The 19,392-nt window shown below is 54.4% G+C and carries 16 protein-coding genes and 2 pseudogenes; 7 read left to right on the forward strand and 11 right to left on the reverse strand.

All coding sequences use genetic code 11. The features are described from left to right. A pseudogene (locus BIS11_RS00875) lies at positions 1–324 on the reverse strand (ATP-binding protein); the annotation flags it as partial. A gap of 189 nt (positions 325–513) precedes the next feature. Between BIS11_RS00875 and BIS11_RS00880 the strand changes: the two are divergent. The 5 genes from BIS11_RS00880 to BIS11_RS00895 all read left to right on the forward strand — a co-directional run bounded on the left by BIS11_RS00880 (position 514) and on the right by BIS11_RS00895 (position 6,460). Beyond that, the gene (locus BIS11_RS00880) at positions 514–1,146 is read left to right on the forward strand and encodes a TnsA endonuclease N-terminal domain-containing protein (RefSeq protein ID WP_253419463.1); all 633 of its coding nucleotides are present in this window, start codon (positions 514–516) and stop codon (positions 1,144–1,146) included. Continuing rightward, positions 1,139–3,067: a Mu transposase C-terminal domain-containing protein gene (locus BIS11_RS00885; protein ID WP_253419460.1), complete on the forward strand. Its 1,929-nt coding sequence runs from the start codon at positions 1,139–1,141 to the stop codon at positions 3,065–3,067. The genes BIS11_RS00880 and BIS11_RS00885 overlap by 8 nt, the downstream gene beginning before the upstream one ends. Beyond that, positions 3,064–3,948: a TniB family NTP-binding protein gene (locus BIS11_RS00890; RefSeq protein ID WP_253419457.1), complete on the forward strand. Its 885-nt coding sequence runs from the start codon at positions 3,064–3,066 to the stop codon at positions 3,946–3,948. Before BIS11_RS00885 ends, BIS11_RS00890 begins: the two co-directional genes overlap by 4 nt. Next, positions 3,948–5,036 carry a TniQ family protein gene (locus BIS11_RS18605; protein WP_367399051.1) on the forward strand — a complete coding sequence of 363 codons (1,089 nt, stop codon included), beginning with the start codon at positions 3,948–3,950 and terminating at the stop codon, positions 5,034–5,036. Before BIS11_RS00890 ends, BIS11_RS18605 begins: the two co-directional genes overlap by 1 nt. Positions 5,037–5,554: 518 nt before the next feature. Further along, positions 5,555–6,460: a hypothetical protein gene (locus tag BIS11_RS00895; protein ID WP_253419454.1), complete on the forward strand. Its 906-nt coding sequence runs from the start codon at positions 5,555–5,557 to the stop codon at positions 6,458–6,460. A gap of 126 nt (positions 6,461–6,586) precedes the next feature. On the opposite strand, the gene BIS11_RS00900 is transcribed toward BIS11_RS00895, so the two are convergent. The 4 genes from BIS11_RS00900 to BIS11_RS00915 are packed head-to-tail and all read right to left on the reverse strand — an operon-like array spanning position 6,587 to position 11,907. Then, positions 6,587–7,630 carry a L,D-transpeptidase family protein gene (locus tag BIS11_RS00900; protein WP_035539261.1) on the reverse strand — a complete coding sequence of 348 codons (1,044 nt, stop codon included), beginning with the start codon at positions 7,628–7,630 and terminating at the stop codon, positions 6,587–6,589. A gap of 53 nt (positions 7,631–7,683) precedes the next feature. Next, positions 7,684–9,216 carry an apolipoprotein N-acyltransferase gene (gene lnt, locus BIS11_RS00905; protein WP_027957957.1) on the reverse strand — a complete coding sequence of 511 codons (1,533 nt, stop codon included), beginning with the start codon at positions 9,214–9,216 and terminating at the stop codon, positions 7,684–7,686. Between the two features lie 4 nt (positions 9,217–9,220). Beyond that, positions 9,221–9,724, reverse strand: coding sequence for a signal peptidase II (gene lspA, locus BIS11_RS00910; protein ID WP_027957956.1), 504 nt, complete (start codon positions 9,722–9,724; stop codon positions 9,221–9,223). Beyond that, complete coding sequence (locus tag BIS11_RS00915) at positions 9,721–11,907, reverse strand: heavy metal translocating P-type ATPase (protein ID WP_027957955.1); 2,187 nt, start codon at positions 11,905–11,907, stop codon at positions 9,721–9,723. Before BIS11_RS00915 ends, lspA begins: the two co-directional genes overlap by 4 nt. Positions 11,908–11,993: 86 nt before the next feature. On the opposite strand from BIS11_RS00915, the gene BIS11_RS00920 reads away from it, so the two are divergent. Beyond that, complete coding sequence (locus tag BIS11_RS00920) at positions 11,994–12,452, forward strand: helix-turn-helix domain-containing protein (RefSeq protein WP_027957954.1); 459 nt, start codon at positions 11,994–11,996, stop codon at positions 12,450–12,452. 28 nt (positions 12,453–12,480) lie between these two features. Here the strand turns inward: BIS11_RS00920 and BIS11_RS00925 are convergent, their stop codons facing one another. The 4 genes from BIS11_RS00925 to BIS11_RS00940 form a co-directional block, all read right to left on the reverse strand. After that, positions 12,481–13,263, reverse strand: coding sequence for a ZIP family metal transporter (locus BIS11_RS00925; protein WP_016916429.1), 783 nt, complete (start codon positions 13,261–13,263; stop codon positions 12,481–12,483). A 112-nt stretch (positions 13,264–13,375) separates the two neighbouring features. Beyond that, entirely contained in the window at positions 13,376–14,365 is a 990-nt protein-coding gene (locus BIS11_RS00930) for a M23 family metallopeptidase (protein ID WP_016916430.1), read from the reverse strand. Beyond that, a complete protein-coding gene (locus BIS11_RS00935) occupies positions 14,365–15,042 on the reverse strand; it encodes a thioredoxin domain-containing protein (protein WP_016916431.1) in 678 nt (225 codons plus the stop codon). Before BIS11_RS00935 ends, BIS11_RS00930 begins: the two co-directional genes overlap by 1 nt. A 113-nt stretch (positions 15,043–15,155) precedes the next feature. Beyond that, positions 15,156–16,070 carry a cation diffusion facilitator family transporter gene (locus BIS11_RS00940; protein WP_016916432.1) on the reverse strand — a complete coding sequence of 305 codons (915 nt, stop codon included), beginning with the start codon at positions 16,068–16,070 and terminating at the stop codon, positions 15,156–15,158. Between the two features lie 204 nt (positions 16,071–16,274). Here BIS11_RS00940 and BIS11_RS00945 point away from each other — a divergent pair, with 204 nt between their 5' ends. Then, positions 16,275–17,195 carry a bile acid:sodium symporter family protein gene (locus BIS11_RS00945; RefSeq protein ID WP_027957952.1) on the forward strand — a complete coding sequence of 307 codons (921 nt, stop codon included), beginning with the start codon at positions 16,275–16,277 and terminating at the stop codon, positions 17,193–17,195. 110 nt (positions 17,196–17,305) lie between these two features. On the opposite strand, the gene BIS11_RS00950 is transcribed toward BIS11_RS00945, so the two are convergent. Together BIS11_RS00950 and BIS11_RS00955 are read right to left on the reverse strand one after the other, a co-directional pair. Continuing rightward, positions 17,306–19,075 carry a hypothetical protein gene (locus tag BIS11_RS00950; RefSeq protein WP_253419451.1) on the reverse strand — a complete coding sequence of 590 codons (1,770 nt, stop codon included), beginning with the start codon at positions 19,073–19,075 and terminating at the stop codon, positions 17,306–17,308. A gap of 80 nt (positions 19,076–19,155) precedes the next feature. Further along, positions 19,156–19,392 (reverse strand): annotated as a pseudogene (locus tag BIS11_RS00955) (ATP-binding protein); the annotation flags it as partial.

Raw genomic sequence — 19,392 nt, forward strand, 5'->3', positions numbered from 1 at the left:
CGCCGGGACTTCCACCTGCAGGTCGATGCGATCCAGCAGCGGCCCGGAGAGCCGCGCCTGGTAGCGCTGGATCTGGCTCGCCGTGCACTGGCAGCGATTGCGCGGATCGCCCAGGTGGCCGCAGGGGCGGGGGTTCATGGCGGCGACCAGCTGGAAACGCGCCGGGTAGCGGCGCTCGTGGCTGGCGCGCGACAGATGGATCTCGCCGGTTTCCAGGGGCTGGCGAAGAACCTCCAGCACGCTTCTAGAAAACTCCGGCAGCTCGTCGAGAAACAGCACGCCCATGTGGGCGAGCGAAATCTCGCCGGGTTTGGGCTTCGAGCCGCTGTCATTTTCAGCAATTGATGCGACCCTCAGGGCGTAATATCGGGCTATTATGGTAGTCTGTACAGGATTGAGTGCGACAGAATTAATAGCAATTGATGCGACAGGCCTTGTTTTATTCAACATTTGGTGCGACTACCCATGCCACTGCCTACATCCGTTCGTAAAATCGGCCCTACCCGACGAAGTGTGTCTGGCTACTATGCCTTTCGCGGGGAGGAGTCTATTGCGTTCGAGTCGACGCTCGAACGTGATTTCCTCATCAAGGCTGACTTTGATGTGAGCGTCCTTGGTGTGATTTCCCAGCCGTGCGAGATCCCGTTTCATCATCCCGTGACCGGTAGGCGCTACACCTACACACCTGACTATTTGGTTTATTACCGTCTCGGTAACCGTCATTACAGGGATTACCCAAAACCTCTCCTGGTGGAGGTCAAACCACGGGAAAAGTGGCAAGCACATTGGCGTGAATGGTCGCCTAAATGGAAGGCGGCGATGCGGCATGCCAACAACGAGGGCTGGGCGTTTCGCATTCATGATGAAAGCCGCATTCGTGATAAGACCTTGGACAACATTACCTTCCTAGCGCGCTATAAGCGGATGGTGTTTCCCTCTGTCGAAAGCCAGGCAGTCCTCAACACGGTGAGGGAAATGGGGGTGGCGACCTTGGATTACCTGCTTTCTCGGTACTTTATGGGCGATATTTGCCGGGCAGAGGGGATTGCGCATTTATGGCATCTACTGGCGACTCGGCAGTTAGATTGCGATATGGCCCAATCCTTCAGTCCTCTATCAGAGGTATGGGTACCCGATTATGAATAACCATCGTGGCAGCGCAACTGAACCCAATAACGGCGTCGCCCAAACACGCCAACACTTGCAGATTATGGTGGGTGAGCAGGTTCAGAAAGATGGCACCGTTTACCGAATTTCCCAGGTGCTCGATTTTGAGACAGTCATTGGCATTGCCGTTGAGTCCGGGCGTAGTTGCCCGCTTCGCATCAAAGAACTAGCGCCTCTCAATAGCGGGTCCGTATCCCCTGAGCAGGATATGTCCGAGATTGGGGATGCCGATTGGCGGGAGGCCGAGCATCGCTTTTCCATCATTAAGCCCTTGGTGGATCGCCATACGGTGGGGCGGGATGCAGCGGAGGAGCGTGCTAAACAAACGGGGGTTGATACGGCTACGATCTACCGTTGGTTGAAGCGGTATAAAGCGACGGGCTCGGTGCTTGCATTAATTCCTCAAAAGCCAGGGTGGAAGAAAGGAAAGTCGCGTATCCCCGCGCATGCCGAGGCGGTGATTCAGGAAGTCATCAAAGAGGTGTATTTGACGCTGCAGCGTCCGTCCGCACAAAAAGCGGTACAGGAAGTCATGCGGCGCTGCCATGAGCGGCGCATCGACCCGCCGAGCCCTGGTACCGTTCGTGCTCGTCTGCGCGACATCCCAGAGCGCGACCGATTGCGTGGGCATGGCTTTAGAGAAAAAGCGATTAATAAGTTTCAGCCGGCGGCCGGAAAATTTCCCAATGCGGACTATCCGTTAGCCGTCATGCAGATTGACCACACGCCTGCCGATATTATTTTGGTTGATGACGTGCATCGCAAACCGATTGGCCGTCCATGGATTACGTTGGCCATGGACGTGTGTACTCGCATAGTCACGGGATATTACTTGTCGTTTGACCCGCCCTCTGAAACATCCGTTGGCATGTGTGTGGCTCACTCCATGCTTCCTAAAGATGAGTGGTTGCTGCTGCATAACGTGGAGGCTGAGTGGCCAGTATGGGGCACACCCGCCACGATTCATGTCGATAACGGCCCAGATTTTCGCTCAGAGACGTTTCGGCGCTCTTGCCTAGCCTACGGGATCAATCTTGAGTTTCGGCCTGTTAAGCAGCCACGTTACGGGGGGCATATTGAGCGGGTGCTAGGGTCTCTTCTCAAAGAAATCCATAACCTGCCTGGGACGACCTTCTCCTCCATTAAAGAGAAAGAAGGGTACGATCCAGAGAAACACGCGGCCATGACGAAAAGCGAGTTTGAAGAGTGGCTCGTAACGTTGATTTGTAAGGTTTACCACCAGCGCCTTCATTCTGGGATTGGTATGTCACCGATGAGGAAATGGGAAATCGGTGTGTTTGGCAATGCTGACGTGCAGGGAGTGGGCTTAGCACCACGACCTGCTGATAGACTTTCTGTATTGCTCGATTTTTTGCCCAGCTTTCAGCGCACGATCCAGACTTTTGGTGTGACCATCGATGGCATGAACTATTACGATGAAGCGCTAAGACCTTGGATCAATGCCAAAGATCCAGACATGCAAGACAAGAAACGCACCTTTGTATTCCGGCGCGACCCTCGCGACATTAGCGTTATTTGGTTCAAAGACCCGGAGCTCGGGCACTATTTTCGCATTCCCTTTGCCAATCTCGCCCTCCCCTCGATGAGCGTTTGGGAGTATGCCCAGGCCAAAGCGCGACTTCGCCAGGAAGGCAGGAGTTCGGTCAATGAGTCTGAAATCCTACGCGCTATTAGTGAGCTGCGAACCCATGTAGAGGAGTCGCAAGCACGTACCAAGCGAAGTCGCCGCCAGGCGCAACGACGTAAAGAGCATGAGAAGAAGGTGACGCCTGCTGATCCCCTTTTACATGCGCCCTCAACCGCGGCCCCCAAAGAATCACCCGCCCAGGGAGACGGTCTCTTATCGGGTGATATCGATGTGAACTGGGACATAGCATGAGCACACACCTTCATCCTGATCTTCGTCATGTCTTGGGGCTGTCCGCTAAAGAGCGAATGGAGTTTATGGATCAACCGCGCTGGTTGGGCTATCCATTGGCCAATCGTGTCATTGAGGTTATGCGTGGGCTGATGGAGAAGCCTAGTCGTCCTCGTATGCCTAACCTCTTGCTCGTGGGTGACTCCAACAACGGAAAGACAACCATCGTTCAACGGTTTCGTAAACAGTACGGTGAGGGCTACGTGAATGAAGACGTAGAACCGGTGAAACCAGTGATCGTCACTCAAGCCCCACCGAGTGCCGATGAGAAAAGTCTGTATATCGCAGTGTTAGAGAGCTTTTGGGCTCCCTATCGGCCTTCAGACCCGGTACCTAAGCTGCGCTACCAAGTGATTCATCAACTGCGGGCTTGCCATACCCGCTTGTTGATCATTGATGAGTTCCACTCACTGTTAACCGGTGGTGCCGTCAAGCAGCGCGAAACGATGAATGCCATTAAGCTTTTATGCAATGAGCTAATGATTCCCATCGTTGGTGTGGGTACGCAGGATGCTGTGCGTGTGCTGCATTCAGACCCGCAGCATGCGAGTCGCTTTGATGTGGTCGCATTACCGAAGTGGGAGCTCAATCAGGAATTTCAGAAATTACTCGCTGGCTTTGAGAAGATCCTGCCGCTTAAACACTCTTCCCAGTTGCATGAGCCAAAATTGGCCACCCAGCTCCACGCGATCTCTGGCGGCAATTTTGGTGACCTGCACCGGCTGCTGATTGAGTGTTCAAATGCCGCTATTCTGTCCGGGGCTGAGCGCATTGATGAGAAAATTATCCAGAGTAAATCGTGGGTGCGACCAACCCGTGGCATTAGGGAAGTGATGCTGTAATGCCCTGGGCGCTGAGTGTGCCCCTGTTGCCTGAGGAGTCCCTTTCCTCATGGTTCGTTCGGGCGGCGTTGAGGCAGGGATGTGATCCTTTGTCGCTCACCGGGGCTATTTGGCCAACATGGCGTATATGGACGAGGGATATTGACAGGGAAATTCCCCTCGTAAGAATGCGCCCATTAGTCAATGCCTCGGGGATCTCTTCCGCTGAGTTTCAGAAGGCTGGGATGCGGGACGATTGTGAGAAAGTGGTCGGTTACTCGTTACCGGAAACCCGGACTTGGCCCTGGTTGTTGGCACTCGGCACCCGAAATCGAACGCGCCATGGGGGGCAACAGGTATGTGCATTGTGCTTGGCAGAGGACTCAACCCCCTACTTGCGCCGACACTGGCGATTCGCTTGGCACACTGGGTGCCGCTTTCATGGGGTGCAGCTGATAGATGAGTGCCCAGCATGCAAGGCCCCTATAGAGCCCCATCGCCTGTCAGCGGAAGATCAACATTTAGCTCAGTGCAGTCGGTGCCATGACGATTTTAGAAAGGCAGTATGCACGTCGCCTTTACCAGAAGTGTTCAGTTTCCAAGTGATGGCTGATCGTGTTTTACAAGGGGATAGGGCGGCATTTGGGAACACCTCTATCACACTCGCGGATTGGTTTTCTATGGCGAGCTTCTTGGTTGGCGTTATGCGGCGCGCCAGTCGGCGGCCTACGTCACCCCTCGCGGGAGCGCTTCTGTCGTTAGGTATTCCCGTCGTGAATAACCGAATGCCTATATCTGGATTGGCGTTTGAGCTGTTGCCTATTAGCGAGCGGAGTGCTTTATTGACGGCGGTTGAGCGGTTAATGAGCATAGGTGTTGAGGAGGCGTTCAGGACGTTTGTCGCGTTCAATGTGAAAACGAGCGCGCTATTTGATCCTCGAAAGTCACCTCCCGTTGCACTGTTACCGATGCTATCACGATTATCTCATCATCCTCATGGGCCACATCGCCGCCGTGTTCAACCGGATCATCGCCCTGCATCGGAACGTGCTGTTAGAGCCTCTTGGGCGCGTTTAAAGCGCAGAATGAAAGCGGAGCCAACCTCTTGAAGCAACACAAAACGGTAGACTGCGATGAGTGTGGTCGAGAAGTCTCCAAATTGTGGCGACGCCATAAGGGGCATGGTTACTGCTCAACTTGCTATGCTCGTGAGTTTAAGCGGCGGATATGCCCACGATGTGGTGAGTTAGCTCGTTTGCCTAAGAATGACCCAGACGCCGTCTGTCGTCAGTGCGACGTCGACAAACCGTGTGCACGATGTGGAAAAGCCAGTTCAGACTACAACATCGGCAAGGTCACTCCCTACGGCCCTGTCTGTATCGCCTGCGCTCCCTATTTCAGAGAGCCAGAGTCCTGCGAGGAGTGTGGGGAATCCTCTCAACGTCTTACCCGAGTGACGCGTATGGGGCATGCTCATCGCTTGTGTCCACGCTGTGCGACGGCTGATCACGGTACCTGTTCTGCGTGTCGTCGACATCGCTTATTGGTGGTGGCACCCAACGGGGATGTGTTGTGCAAAGCCTGTAATGAGCGAGGGGAAATTGCCTGCCCATCGTGTGGTAATCCCATGCCAGCGGGTCGAGGCGATGCCTGTGAGCCCTGCTATTGGACGCGTACATGTCGTAAGCGGATCATCATTGGCCAAGCCGGTATCACCACCAAAGCGTTACGTGAGGCCTTTGGGGAATTTGGTGAATGGCTGATTCGTACCACAGGGCCGCATAAGGCTGCTCTCAAGATCAATCATTTCTTCTCGTTCTTCCTTGAGGTCGACCAGGCATGGTCACGGATACCGAGCTATTCGGAGCTGCTTCATCACTTCGGGGCGGAGGGGTTGCGGCGTGTAAGACTTCCTATGCGATGGCTGCATGAAGAGCAAGGGGTAGAGCCGGATCACCAAGCAAAGAAGATCGACTCAGAGAAACGACGTATCAAAGCGTGTCTCAGGTCTATGCCGTCCGCTTCTTTATCAGAAAAAGCACTGCATGCTTATTGGCAGCAATTAGAAACCCGTATAGAGGCGGGCAAAACGTCCCACACCTCCGCACGACTTGCACTAAGAGCGGCAGCCGCATTGCTACTCGCTACTGACCGGGAGGGGCAGCGATTGCCACAACAGGGCGATGTGGACAACTATTTGCAGGCGGTGCCTGGACAAGCAGCCTCGGTGACGGGGTTTACTAATTTCTTAAATCGCCAACATGCCACCACGTTGGCTCCTCGGGTGGATGTAAAACGGGCAAGAAAGCGGCGAAAAGAAACACTAGCCCGCACTCTGATGACGATGGCCCGGTGTGCTGATCAAGGAGAGGCCTGGAGGGAGGCATGGATCGTTGCTGCCATGGAGTATTTCCATGACACAAAATTAACGCAGAAAATGCTTCGACAACAGACCGTAGAGCGGACGACAGACGGGATACAGGTGGTAGTGGGTGGCGTTACCTACTGGCTGCCTCTGGATATTGAGTGCTAAGACACTGATAGCGCGCAGTCACTTGGAGGGCCCCGCGACTCTGTAGGCGAATGTCGCCCCGCCGTTTGGACGGGGCTATGGCTCTCTACCTATATGCCAGGGCTCAACGGGGTGCCAAAAGGCGTGTCATGACCGTTGAGATGACGTCAAAACCAGGTCTTCATAAATGCCCTTGATAGCCTTCTCTTCTGGGCTGTGGCGCTGTGGCTCCTGTTCCTGCTTTGGATGTAGTGGGGTTATAAGCCCGTTAGAGAGTGACAGGACATCGCTGAGCTGCTCGTAATCGAGGTTTACGTTATCGACATTGTATTGGTTAAGGCGTGTCATGGTCTCTGTGAGTGCGGTCATACTGTGCTCTTCTTCTCCAAGCGGCGGAAAGGCTTGAATCAGCGGCTGACCGCCTTCCCAACCTATCTTGATCGGCTGATTGATGATGTTGACTTGGGTGCCGGGTGGAATGCGGTCAAATATAGATTCGATGTCTTTGGGTAACATGCGGATACAACCTCGGCTTGCGCGCATGCCAATGCCATCGGGCTGGTTGGTGCCGTGAATCAAATAGCCATCGAAGCCTAGGATGATGGCATGGTCTCCTAGCGGGTTATCGGGGCCGGGTGGCACAACGCTGGGCGCGGTTTCACCGCGTGCTTCCGCTTCGCGTTTTACCGACTCAGGCGGGTACCACGCGGGGTTTTTAATGTTCATGGTGGTCTCGGTCACGCCTAGAGGAGTATCAAACCCTTCGCGACCAATGCCAATAGGATAGGTCTCAACACGCGGTGTCTCACCGTTTTTGACATCTGGGTAGTAGTAAAGCCGCAGCTCGGCGATATTGATGACGATCCCAGTACGCTCCACATTCGGCAGAATAAAACGTCCCGGAATAGTCACTTCCGTGCCCACCCCTGGAACCCAGATGCTAACCTCTGGGTTTGCACGGATCATCTCCAAATAGCCAAGGTTGTGACGCCTGGCAATATCTATCAAGGTATCGTCGTAATCCTTTACGATAAAGGTGTCAGCCTCTCCGATAATATTACCTTCCTCTGGTAGCGGGTAATGCCCTTTGGGCCATTCCGTCTCCTGGGCAGTGGAAGGTTGTGCCGCCATGGCGACAGGGAGCCATGCCAGAAACGAAACCATCACACTCACGATGAAGCCGATCTGCATTGGCCATGGGAGGAATCTCTTAAGTATTGCTGCGTTCTTTGCCAAGAGCATCGCTAGGTTCCTTTTTCATCTAATGCGTCGTTTTTTGATCGAGATAAGTTCAGTTGTAACCCGAGCAGTGTCAGCACCGCAGCGAGTATCCAAGCGGGGCCACTACCGGTGCGTGTGAAAGGAGTTAGGCCCTGCATCGGGGTCACCTCGCCAGTTAAACTGGCCGGTTCAAACTGTGGGGCACGGGCTGTGACGTGGCCTTGTGAATCGATGATGGCCGTCACGCCATTACTGGTAGCTCGAAGTAGGTGACGACCATTTTCTAAGGCACGTAGACGCGCCATTTGAAGATGTTGGTGTGGGCCAATGGAGCGCCCAAACCACGTATCGTTGGAAACCGTTAATAGCAGCTCGGCATTACGCGCCTGTTGGGCGACATGGTCGGCAAAAATGATTTCGTAACAAATGGCATTGCCAATGGTGGCTCCAGCCACGTGTAACGGAGCCTGTTCGCCTGTCCCTGGGGTCAGGCGAGGTACTGGCAAGTCGAAAAAAGCAAGGGTGCCAGCGAGGAGACTTTGGAATGGCAAATACTCGCCAAAGGGCACCAAGTGCGCCTTCTGGTATTCGCCCTGCACATCATTTAGCCCTATGACGCTGTTATAAGAGCGCCCTTCACTGTCGCGTTGCAAAATGCCGGTCAACAAGGCGGTGTCAGGCCCCAGGTCGGACGCTACTTGCTCAAGTATTTGCTGTGCTTCCTGCTCAAGCATGGGAAGGGCTGCCTCGGGCCAAACGATGAGATCGATATCCCTTGCTTGCTCCCGTGTCATCGCCGTGTAGATACTGATCGCCTCGCGCTGCCCTTGGGCAGTCCACTTAATGCGCTGGTCAAGATTCCCTTGCAGCAATGCCACCCGGATGGGCTTGCCAGCCGGGGTTGTCCATTGGGCGGGCAATAGGAATGGAACGATCCACAAGGCGGCCATTGGGACAAGGAAACCCCAGCGGCGACGCAGTACCTCTACCCCTAACGTACCTGTCAGCGCGGTCATGAGTGACAGCAAGTACACACCACCAACGGGCGCCCATGGGGCTAGTGGAGAATCTACCTGAGAGGTGCCCAGCAATAACCAGGGAAAGCCGGTGAGCAACCAGGTGCGTAGCCATTCGCTCACCACCCACATACCGGCAAAGCTAAGACAGGCTAACCGTGGCCCCGTGATGCGCCGATAGAGCCCAAAGGGGATTGCAAAGAAGAGCGCCAGGGCGCTGACAAAAAGAGTGGTGAGGAGCATCGCCACCAAGGCCCCGGTGCCACTGAAATCGTGAATAGCAACGAAGACCCATGATGTGCCAGAACCGAACAGGCCTACCCCATAGCACCACCCACGCAGGGTGGCCATGGCGGGCGTTAGCGACTGTATCTTCCAATAGACCAGTGCCACGGCCACTGGGCCAAGCCACCATAGGGAAAAGGGGGCGGCACTCAAGGTGGTCATTACCCCAGCGGCGAGCGCTACAACGCAATCGACTATTGGTGAGGAGCGCCCAGCAAAAAGCGTATATTCTTTATCTTTATCGACCACATCCATAGCGTTACTCAGAGCGCTTAAAAGCAGGACTTTCACGCCATAACGCCACTGCGAACATCAATACACCTGCAAACAGAGCGATATCGGCCATGTTAAAGGCGGGCCAATGCCATTCGCCCCAGTAAATGTCCAGATAGTCGACGACGTACCCTCGCGCTAAGCGATCAACAGTATTACCGAGCGCGCCGCCAAGAATCAGGCTGTACGCACAGGCCTCCAAGCGCGACAGGGGTTTGCATAGCTGCACAACCAATACGACGACCACCACCAACGCTAAACCAAGAAAGAGGTAGCGCTGCCAACCCCCTGCTTCTGCGAGAAAGCTGAAAGCGGCTCCTGTGTTCCCGGTATAAACCCAGTTAAAAAACGGCGTTAGCGGAATGACTTGGCCAAACGACATCTGGGCGTGCACGATTTCTTTGACCAGTTGATCGGCTAGAGCCAATACGCAAGCAAATGTGAACCATGGCCAACGTCGTGAAGGGCTATCGTTTGGCGCTGTTCTCATGACGTTGTTTTTCCTTGTGACAGGCCTGTCATTGCGGTACTGGGCGAAAAGCGGTAACCCAGCAGTCGCATGGCGTTCAACGTCACCAGGACGGTAGCACCGGTATCGGCCATCACCGCAATCCACATGCCGGTAATACCCAGCGCCGTTGTAACTAGGAAAATGGCTTTTAAGCCAAGGGCGAGAACAACGTTGGTTTTCACATTGCGCAGTGTGGCACGAGAGAGGTCTATCAGCTCAGCGATGCCGGTAACGCGGTTCTTGAGCAAGGCTGCATCGGCGGTTTCCAACGCCACATCCGTGCCGCCCCCCATCGCGATACCCACATCGGCTGCCGCGAGTGCCGGTGCATCGTTGATGCCATCGCCTACTTTACCGATGGGGCCACGGCCAGCCGCTTGCCAGTCTCGAACATACGCTGCCTTGTCTTCAGGCATTAGTTCGCCGTACGCTTCAATGCCTAAGCGACCCCCCGTGGCAGCGACGGTGCGGGCATTATCACCGCTGAGCATGACCGCCTGTACGCCCAAACGGGATAGCGCCGCTAGGCCTTCAATGGCATCTTCGCGTGGCTCATCGCGAACCGCGATCAAGCCCAGTAAACGCTCGCCTTCGACGAGGAGAGCGAGGCTCTTACCGGCTTCTTCTAACGCGACAATCCGAGCACTGAGACTTTCCTCAAGGATGACTTTCTCGTGAAGGTGACGAGGCGTCATTAAGCTCAGCTCGCGACCCTCCACCTGGCCGGAAACACCGCGCCCCGCCAGAGCGCGGCCGCCGGTGACGGTGGGGAGGTTGATGCCCGACTGTCGGGCATGCTCAACGATAGCCGTGGCGATAGGGTGACTGGAATCCCGCTCTATTGCGGCGGCGAGCCGCAATACGCTGTTATCGTCTTCCTCAGCAATCCAAGACTCCACATCTGTGACTCTTGGGGTACCCGCAGTGAGGGTGCCCGTTTTATCTAATGCCACCAAGCGAAGCTTACCTAACTGTTCAAGAACGGCTCCCCCTTTGATCAGTAGTCCGCGCCGAGCTCCCGCCGAGAGACCGGCGGCGATGGCGGCTGGGGTGGAAATGACTAACGCGCAGGGGCATGCGATTAACAGCAATGCTAACGCACGGTAAATCGACTCCGACCATGCCATGGTCGATACCAGCGGTGGCACTATCGCCATCAGTAGGGCGAGTAAGACGACGGCGGGCATATAGTAATACGCAAAACGATCAATAAAGCGTGCTATCGGTGCCTTGGCGGCCTGTGCTTCTTCAACCAGACGAATAACGCGTGCGATCGTATTGTCATCAGCGCCTCGTGTTACCTCCACCTCCAGGGCGGCATCAAGATTCACTGTGCCAGCAAAAATGTCATCACCAGGCGCTCGCGAACGGGGTATGGACTCGCCGTTTACCGGCGACTCGTCAATGTCGGAGGTGCCCACCAGGATGCGTCCATCGCAGGGTACGCGATCACCGGGCCGCACCAGCACACGCTGCCCGGGTTTAAGTGACTCCGCCGAGACGTCACGCAGATGGCCATTGTCCATCAGCCTCGCCGTTGAGGGTGTTAAATTTGCCAAGGCTGAGATACTGCGGCGCGCTCGTGAAGCAGCTACCCCTTCGAGTAGCTCACCTACGGCGAACAAGAACACGACCATCGCAGCTTCAGCGGCAGCATTGATGGCCAATGCGCCAAGCGCAGCGATGCACATCAGCATCTCTATGGTAAAGGGATTGCGCATTTTGAGGGCGCCCCAGGCACTCTGCGCAATGGGTATTAAGCCGACTAGCGTGGCCAAAATGAAAGGCATATTACCCAGCGCAGGCCATGCTAAACGAAGCGCGAAGGCTACGATCAGCAAATTGCCTGTGATAATGACCAAGCGCCCTTTAGCGGTTTGCCACCAAGAGGATGAAGCACCAGGTGCGCGTGTTTGGCCATCATGGGAAGCCACTTGATAGCCTAGTTCGTTCAGGATGCCCTCAATGGTCTTTCGCGAGGGGGCCCCGTGATCGTGGTGGTGAATCTTCACTGATCCCGTGACCGAGCTTGCCGTGACTTCCTCAATGCCTTCCAGTCGCTCTAGCGCCGATACAACCTTGCGCTCACAACCGCCGCAGTCCATGCCTTCAACACGCAGCGTCAAGGTGGTAGGCGCTGTTGTCGGCGTTGATGTTTTCATGGTGCCTCTCCTGCCAATGGGCTATGGTTTTTAAGTGTAAACCTTGTAGCAACTACAGCTTCAAGCCCTGCCTAAGGAGTTTTACCATGTCGATGATCGGCCAAAGTATCAGCATTGGTGAGTTAGCACGACGAGCCGATTGCAAACCTGAAACGGTTCGCTATTACGAGCGTATTGGGCTGTTGCGCGATGCGACACGAACCGGTGGGGGGCAGCGCCGCTATGGAGACGACGCTGTGCGGCGCTTGACCTTTATTCGTCATGCCCGTGACTTTGGCTTTTCGGTGGAGTCAGTGCGAGAGCTTTTGGCCATGTCAGATCAACCTGATATGCCTTGCCAAGAAGTCGATGCCATCGCCACGCATCACCTAAAGAAAGTGGAGTCCCGCCTTCAACGACTGTCCATACTGCGTGAGGAGCTTCAACGGATGGTCACGCAGTGTGCCGGTGGTAAAGTGGAAAGCTGCCGAATCATTGAGGTCATCAGTGATCATCAACTCTGTATCACTGAAAAATCGCACGGAGGGGCTCTCGACTTGGGTTAGCACTAACGCTACGCCCCACGCCCAATGGTCAGCCCAGCGAAACATCCAAAAACAGCATGAGTACCAATCCGATGGAGAGGCCCAGCGTGGCCTTTTTTTGGTGCCCGCTTCGATGAGTTTCGGGAATAATCTCATGACTGATCACATACAACATCGCCCCCGCTGCAAAGGCCAACCCCCAGGGCAGTAGCGCTTGTGACATGCTGATGACTCCAGCGCCTAATAAGCCACCCAACGGCTCAACAAGCCCCGTAAGGGCGGCAATCGTCCATGACCGCCAACGTGAATAGCCCACGCCTAGCAGTGATACTGCTACGGCCAGTCCTTCTGGGGCATTCTGAAGTCCAATGCCAATCGCTAGTGGAATGCCTCCTTCGCTTCCCCCTGCGCCGAAGGCCACGCCAACGGCTAGCCCTTCTGGCAGGTTGTGTATCGTAATGGCAATAATAAACAACCAGATACGACGTAGTGAGGCAGCCTCTGGCCCTTCTCGCCCCTGTTCGAAGTGCTCATGAGGTAAGAGTTCGTTCAGTAGTGCGACCATTCCAATCCCTAGCAAGATGGCCGCACAGGCAATGGCAGCAGGTACCACGCTACCTCCGTAACGCAGCTCCGAGGCTTCTAAGGAGGGTATGATCAGTGAGAAGAAAGAGGCCGCTAGCATGACGCCAGCGGCGAACCCCAACGCTAAATCGCGAACACCACGATTCGGTCTTTTGGTAAACAAGATAGGAAGCGCCCCGACAGCCGTCATCAAGCCCGCGGCAAGGCTTCCCAATACCCCCATTGTGACGAGAGAAACCTCTTCCATACCGATTACCTGTCTTGTGGTAGATGAGTGATCACAGCGCTAGGGTTCCATAACGAGGCAAGCACACGTTCACGTTACTAACAATCCATGCAACGTTGCTAAGCACGGGTGGTTACGGCTCGTTAAACGAGATCAAGTCATAAATGGACGCCGTGCCGATAGCTTGTTCCAAGCGATCTCTTGCCTCGTAAAGTGACGCTTGATATTCACCTTGAGTCGGCTGCTCACCCAACATGATGCGTTGACCTTGACCAAGGGGATCAACAGGCTGGTTATTGACTCTCACTTCGTAATGCAGGTTGGGGCCCGTGGCGACCCCGGAGGAACCTACCTCTCCGAGCGACTCTCCCGCATTGACTAAATCCCCAACCACTAGCTGTGGGGAGAATCGGCTAAGGTGTGTGTAGCGACTAATGGCCCCTGTGTCGTGCTCCACCTCGATCACCTGCCCATATCCCCCTTGGCGACCCATAAAGAATACGCGCCCAGGTGCGGTGGCAATGACCGGCGTTCCTGTCGGCGCAGCCAAGTCAATTCCATTATGAGGACGCATCCCTCCATACACAGGATGTCGCCGATTCCCAAAGCGAGACGTTAAGCGGGCACTAAGCACGGGCAACCGCAACGTGCCTAGCAGGGTGTCGCTTTTGAAAAGAGCTACGTCCCCCTTTTGGGTGACCGGCCATATGACCTCCAAGGGCTCTGCCTGATCAGGCAGAGCGGCATAACTGAGGCGTGGTGGCCCAACACGGGCGCCGTCCTGGCGTCGATCTTCCTCCCACACTAATTGAATACGTTCACTGCCAGAAAACTCCAGCGGCGCTGCGATAAACTCGCTGAGCAGTGTTTCCAGTTTAGTGGCGAAACGCGTTGGGACACCTTCTGCTGCCAAGGCCTCGTAGAGGGTGGTATCAATGACGACATCACGCCCAAAGGTTAGGGTATCAACGCTATCGAGCGGTAATGTGCCTTCTTGCTCGCTAGCCGCCTGTAACTTGACAGGGCTAAGTTCAGACGGAGGCAATGACAGATGCGTTTGCCAATTGGCTTCGGCTAGCAAGGGGTAAAAGCCCACAAAGCCTAGTAACCACCAGCGCTGCATCACTGGCCATCCTCTTCCCCAGAGATCTCCGCTACTTCACTCTCAACGGCATCAATCAGCTCTTGCATACCAAAGGGGTCTAAAGGCTCGCCATTGACAAAAAAGGTAGGTGTTTGGCGAATCTGATTGGCTCTGACATCCGCCATGTCTTGGTCAATCACCGCCTGCACCTCAGCAGAAGTCAGTTGCTCTTCGGCAGCCGCTAAATCAAGGCCTCCTTGGCTCGCGATATCGAGGATAGCGGATTCATCAAAACTGCCATGTGAAGCCCATTGATCCTGGCGAGCCAGCAGCCTCTCCAGTACCGGTTCAAAGACGCCCTGACGACGAGCAACTTCTAATACCCGAATGGCCTTATCAGATACGTCGCCGTGGAAAGGAGTGTAGCGCACGATGAGCCGCACTTTTTCTGGGTAGGTTTCCAGAATACTTTTTGTCAGGGGATAGAAAGCACGGCAGGCTTCGCAAGCCGGATCGAAGAATTCCACAATCGTCACCGGCGCGTCTTCTCGTCCCAAGATGGGGGAGTGTGAGCGCACCAAGGAGTCCTCTGCCTGGACACTGCTCTCCTTTGCTGCCTGAGCTTGCATATCTAAGAGGGCAGGTTTCGATACGGCGACGATCGCAGCGGTCAGCATTAACGTACCGGCCAATATAAAAGACGCTTTTTTGAACATGTTTCTCTCTCTTTCTCAACGATGGGGTGGAAAAGTAGGGTTGAAAAATAAGCCAATCGCTATGGGAGTAAGCCGCTCGCTAACTACCTGAGCCGGGAGTCGGCCTCGGTCTATCACTCGTGCCCATATAGATTGGCATTTTGATGCGCGTGGTCACTATGCTCAAACTCTAGGCTGGAATGAGCAATACTGAAGCGCATTTTAAGCTGCTCCTTGATCTCTGCTTTGACGGATTCAAGCTGCTGCCAGCCGGTTTCTGTCAGAACCACGTGGCAGTCAAGGGCTGCCATGTTTTCCTGCATCTGCCATAGATGCACATGGTGAATATCCTGGACTCCCTCGATATCTCGTACGGTCTCAACGACTGCCTGCCCGTCAATGTCCGGGGGAGATCCCAGCATTAGCGTACGGATAGGGCCGCCAATTTCAGAGAAGGCTAGGTAAAGAATATATAGCGCAATCCCTATCGTGATCGCGGGGTCCACCCAGCGCATGTCGTACAGTAAAATAAGCGAACCACCGATAATCACGGCGATGGAGGCAAACGCATCCGATAAGTTATGCAGAAAAAGGGCGCGGATATTGACACTCTCTTTTTGCATTGACCACGTGAGCATGGCGGTAAGGGCATCGACGACGAGCGCGACGCCACCAATAATCACGATCGTCCATCCCTCTATCTCAGGGGGATCGACCATCCGCATAGCGCCTTCGTAAATCAGGTAGACACCGACAATAATGAGGGTGGTGTAATTGATGAGTGCTGCCACTATCTCGATGCGGCCATAGCCAAAGGTCATATGCGCATCGGCAGGCCGTCTGGCGATTTTACGAGCAGCAAAGGCAATGACTAATGCTGCCATGTCAGAAAAGTTATGTAACGCATCAGCGATCAGCGATAGGCTCCCCGCCATAATGCCACCGACGATTTGAGCGATGGTTAAGAGCCCATTGGCCCAAATGGAGATGCTGACGCGCCGGTCGCCAGAGGCAGGATCAATGTGGGGATGATCATGATGATGTCCCATCTGTTACCTTCTCTCGAATTATCTGTTCTTGGTACTATAAAACCTCTAGCAACTAAAGCTTCAACCCTTGAGCATTATCTATTTGCATCGCTGGATTGGGAAGCACGTCCCTAGCTACCAAGGAGCCTTTGTGTGCTGGGCCGAAGGTGATCATGTTTTAGGTGCGGGGCTCAATCCACTTCAACCGGTAACGTCCAATCCACCATGGGTAGATTCATTTATTTTGTCGAGGCGCACCTTGTCTGGTTTGTAATCGTCGTCGCGGGGGGAGGCTTACTCTTTCCGGCCACCGGAATAATGCTTAAGTTCGCGATTGGGCCATTACTGGCATTACTGATGTTGATTATCAGCCTCACATTCGATGCGCATGCAGTGCGCATCGTGTTCCGAAAGCCGTCACGGCAGTTGTTGGCATTGGGGCTGGTCTATGGGCCTATGTCGATTGCCGGGTGGCTAACGGGCCGTCTATTTTTTGGAAGCGGCCCGCTGGCTGCTGGCCAAACCTTGCTCGGCACGCTGCCGACAGATGTGTCTTCTCCTCTTTTGGTACTGATGGCGAAAGGCAATGTGGCGCTTGCCGCTGTTTTCAACGCAGTCAACACCGCGTTATGTCCGTTTATTGTTCCCTTCCTGTTTTTATGGCTCACCGGCCTTCAGTTAGACGTGCCGCTTGGATCAATTATTCTTGAATTAACACTAATCGTGCTTCTTCCTACCGTGATTGGGGTCAGCTTGCGTACAAGGTTCTCGGCTTTCTTTGCACGGCATGATTCAGCGTATGCAGGGATAGGGTCGATTCTGTATCTGCTGATCCTACTCGCCGTGGTCGGGCCGAATGCCACCACGATCATTGGCTATGGCTGGTATGCGTTTGTGATTGCGGGCGCGGCCCTGTGCCTCAATTTGATTGGGTACCTGGTAGGTATGTCCTCACGGTTACTCACCTCTGATCGCAAAGAGGTGATTACCTATCTTTTCACGGTCAGTAAAAAGGAATTCAGCATCGCTGCAGCGTTTGTCGCTGCTTCTGGCTTGCCATCAGAGATCGCAATTCCAGCCGCTTTTTTTGCCGTGATTCAAATGATCACTTCGCCCATCGCAGCGAAGATCCTCGCCCGCCACTGAAGGGATGGCCGTATCGGCTCTTCGTCAGAAGAGCAACCTGCACACGGGGTGTACAGGTTGCTCTTACCGACAAAACAGACACCGCTACTCATAAAGGTGGCAAATAGTACCTATGCTAAGTCACTGCGACCAATACTGACCTTGCTAAAAGCATTTAACACAGAGGCTTCGCAGGGTATCTGTTCCTTTTTGGATTTAGGGTGCTTGAACGTATCGGCGAATCCTGGGCAGTGACCAACTAGTTTTTGGACAACACCTTCTACGTGCCGCACGTTAGACAGCACTTGGCGTAACCACTGCTCGAAGCTGCCTTGGTGGCTCAGCGTGAAGACTAAACCTTTATAGGAAGGAGGCTTGGATGCCTCCTCGCTACCGCCAGCTCTGGGTTTTGGAGGGCGTCGTTGGATCTCCATGAGATAGAGCGTTTGATCTAACACATGCACCCGAACGACGAGCACCCCGCGAGGTACCTTGGTCTGAGTATCAATGTAAACCCAATTAGCGACTGACGTTTCCACCTCCTCGTCTATTTCGAAAGGTTCGAGGCTGATTAACCGAGGGTCAGGAGAAGTGCTGAATCCGTCTTCAAAGGTAAACCAGCTAACGCCACGAATCGTTGCGGGATAGGCCGATTGTAAATAGAGAAGCGCATTCCACATATCACGTAGAAAGCCCTGTGATTCCAGTGTAATAGGAGCATGAATAGACGCTTGTCCCACTCCCTTCCCTGACCCATGTGGCTCCCCAGTGGAGAAAATGGTTTCGTCACCCGGAACGGGGACGCCTCGTGTATCGGGCACATTTTTTCGAGTATATCGTTTATCCAAGACGGCGCGAGGCTTACCTAAAATAACGAATTCGTCCTCAGGAAGGTCTAGCCAAGAAGAGCCATGGTCGGGCTCTTCATCATCCGTCAGGTCAATGACATCGGGGATGTCTTGAAGCTGATGATAGGGAAATTGAGTGGGAGCATCATCGCCATCGGTGGCTGGTACTGTCGTTGACTTCTCTCTTTCGCGGTGGATCGTGGCACCATCGGGCTGCGTACAGCCTAATATCTGCAAGCCTAGGAATGTGTTGCCACCATCAATTGGAACGCCAGAAACAGAGATTTCCCCGCTGCCTTGAAACCATGGAGTGACTTTTAAAAGCATCTTATCTTGGGGGAAGCTGGCTTCAGTCTGCGCATAAATATCTCTGGCAGCTTGTTCGGCATAGGGGTCGTACAGCATGTGCGCGAGCAAAATCGCATCGTGCCTATGAACACGATATGTAAATCTGACAGGCCAGGTACCTGGCGATGGGGGCGCATTAAGCGGTCGATAAAGCCGTTCTTTGACCTCCTCCCAACAGTAAGTGGCGAGCACACGCTTGATTTCAGATGATCGACCGTAAACGCGTGCAAAAAATTCGGTGCAAGGGATGAGCAGATGTTTGCCATCTGGGAGGTCAAATTCAATCAGGTACGATTTGTGTTTTCTGTCCAGCGGTAAATAGCTTGCCTCATGAAAGGAGGTATAGAGGCTGCGCCCTGCTTTGTGCAAGTCGTCTAAGGAGACAATCCGCCAGCCGCCCGGAGAGAACGAAACAGGGAATGTTTTCTCCTCAAATGCGATGCGGGAGTTGCTCACGCCCTTTTCCCAGACGGAGCCGATTCTCAATAGTCCGACATGCGTTAAGACCGTCGTTCGCTTAATCACGTCTCCTAATTTGTTCTCCTGATCAATAGGTCTTAAAAATACATAAATTTTAGGGACGCTTTGTGAGCGGATATTTTTGAAGATAGGCCCGTACCACCAAACGACCAAGCGCTCAGTTTCGTCTTTAAGGGTGCCATCTTGAAAGCTAAAGGTTCTGGATTGTTTGAGAGAAACGGTCACAAGGGCGTGCTCTATGTAAACTCAACATAGAGATTGTCGCAGCAATTATTGTTTAGTCGCAACAATTGTTGAAAATGACAGCCGCCGCCCACGAGTGCCGCCGCGCTGGCGCTGTGGTGGGGCTGGCGAAACGGGCGCTGGCCCCAGTCCGCCTCGAGCGCCAGCCCGCACACCGAGCGCACCGCGGCGACCTGCAGGGCGTCGTCCTCGTCGAGTGGTGGCAGAATGCCCGGCAGGCGGCTCGCCAGCATCGTCTTCCCGGTGCCCGGGGGGCCGGCCAGCAGGAGGTTATGGCCCCCGGCGGCGGCGACCTCCAG

It is taken from the genome of Halomonas sp. 707D4, assembly GCF_024158685.1.
Taxonomy (GTDB): Bacteria; Pseudomonadota; Gammaproteobacteria; order Pseudomonadales; family Halomonadaceae; genus Vreelandella.

Bases quoted from the DNA above. Each gene is read 5' to 3' on its own strand.
- BIS11_RS00885 (WP_253419460.1), top strand. From the start codon at position 1,139: ATGAATAACCATCGTGGCAGCGCAACTGAACCCAATAACGGCGTCGCC.
- BIS11_RS00900 (WP_035539261.1), bottom strand. From the start codon at position 7,630: ATGCAGATCGGCTTCATCGTGAGTGTGATGGTTTCGTTTCTGGCATGG.
- BIS11_RS00915 (WP_027957955.1), bottom strand. From the start codon at position 11,907: ATGAAAACATCAACGCCGACAACAGCGCCTACCACCTTGACGCTGCGT.
- lnt (WP_027957957.1), bottom strand. From the start codon at position 9,216: ATGGATGTGGTCGATAAAGATAAAGAATATACGCTTTTTGCTGGGCGC.
- BIS11_RS00930 (WP_016916430.1), bottom strand. From the start codon at position 14,365: ATGCAGCGCTGGTGGTTACTAGGCTTTGTGGGCTTTTACCCCTTGCTA.
- BIS11_RS00940 (WP_016916432.1), bottom strand. From the start codon at position 16,070: ATGGGACATCATCATGATCATCCCCACATTGATCCTGCCTCTGGCGAC.
- BIS11_RS00890 (WP_253419457.1), top strand. From the start codon at position 3,064: ATGAGCACACACCTTCATCCTGATCTTCGTCATGTCTTGGGGCTGTCC.
- BIS11_RS00935 (WP_016916431.1), bottom strand. From the start codon at position 15,042: ATGTTCAAAAAAGCGTCTTTTATATTGGCCGGTACGTTAATGCTGACC.
- BIS11_RS18605 (WP_367399051.1), top strand. From the start codon at position 3,948: ATGCCCTGGGCGCTGAGTGTGCCCCTGTTGCCTGAGGAGTCCCTTTCC.
- BIS11_RS00920 (WP_027957954.1), top strand. From the start codon at position 11,994: ATGTCGATGATCGGCCAAAGTATCAGCATTGGTGAGTTAGCACGACGA.
- BIS11_RS00895 (WP_253419454.1), top strand. From the start codon at position 5,555: ATGCCAGCGGGTCGAGGCGATGCCTGTGAGCCCTGCTATTGGACGCGT.
- BIS11_RS00945 (WP_027957952.1), top strand. From the start codon at position 16,275: ATGGGTAGATTCATTTATTTTGTCGAGGCGCACCTTGTCTGGTTTGTA.
- lspA (WP_027957956.1), bottom strand. From the start codon at position 9,724: ATGAGAACAGCGCCAAACGATAGCCCTTCACGACGTTGGCCATGGTTC.
- BIS11_RS00925 (WP_016916429.1), bottom strand. From the start codon at position 13,263: ATGGAAGAGGTTTCTCTCGTCACAATGGGGGTATTGGGAAGCCTTGCC.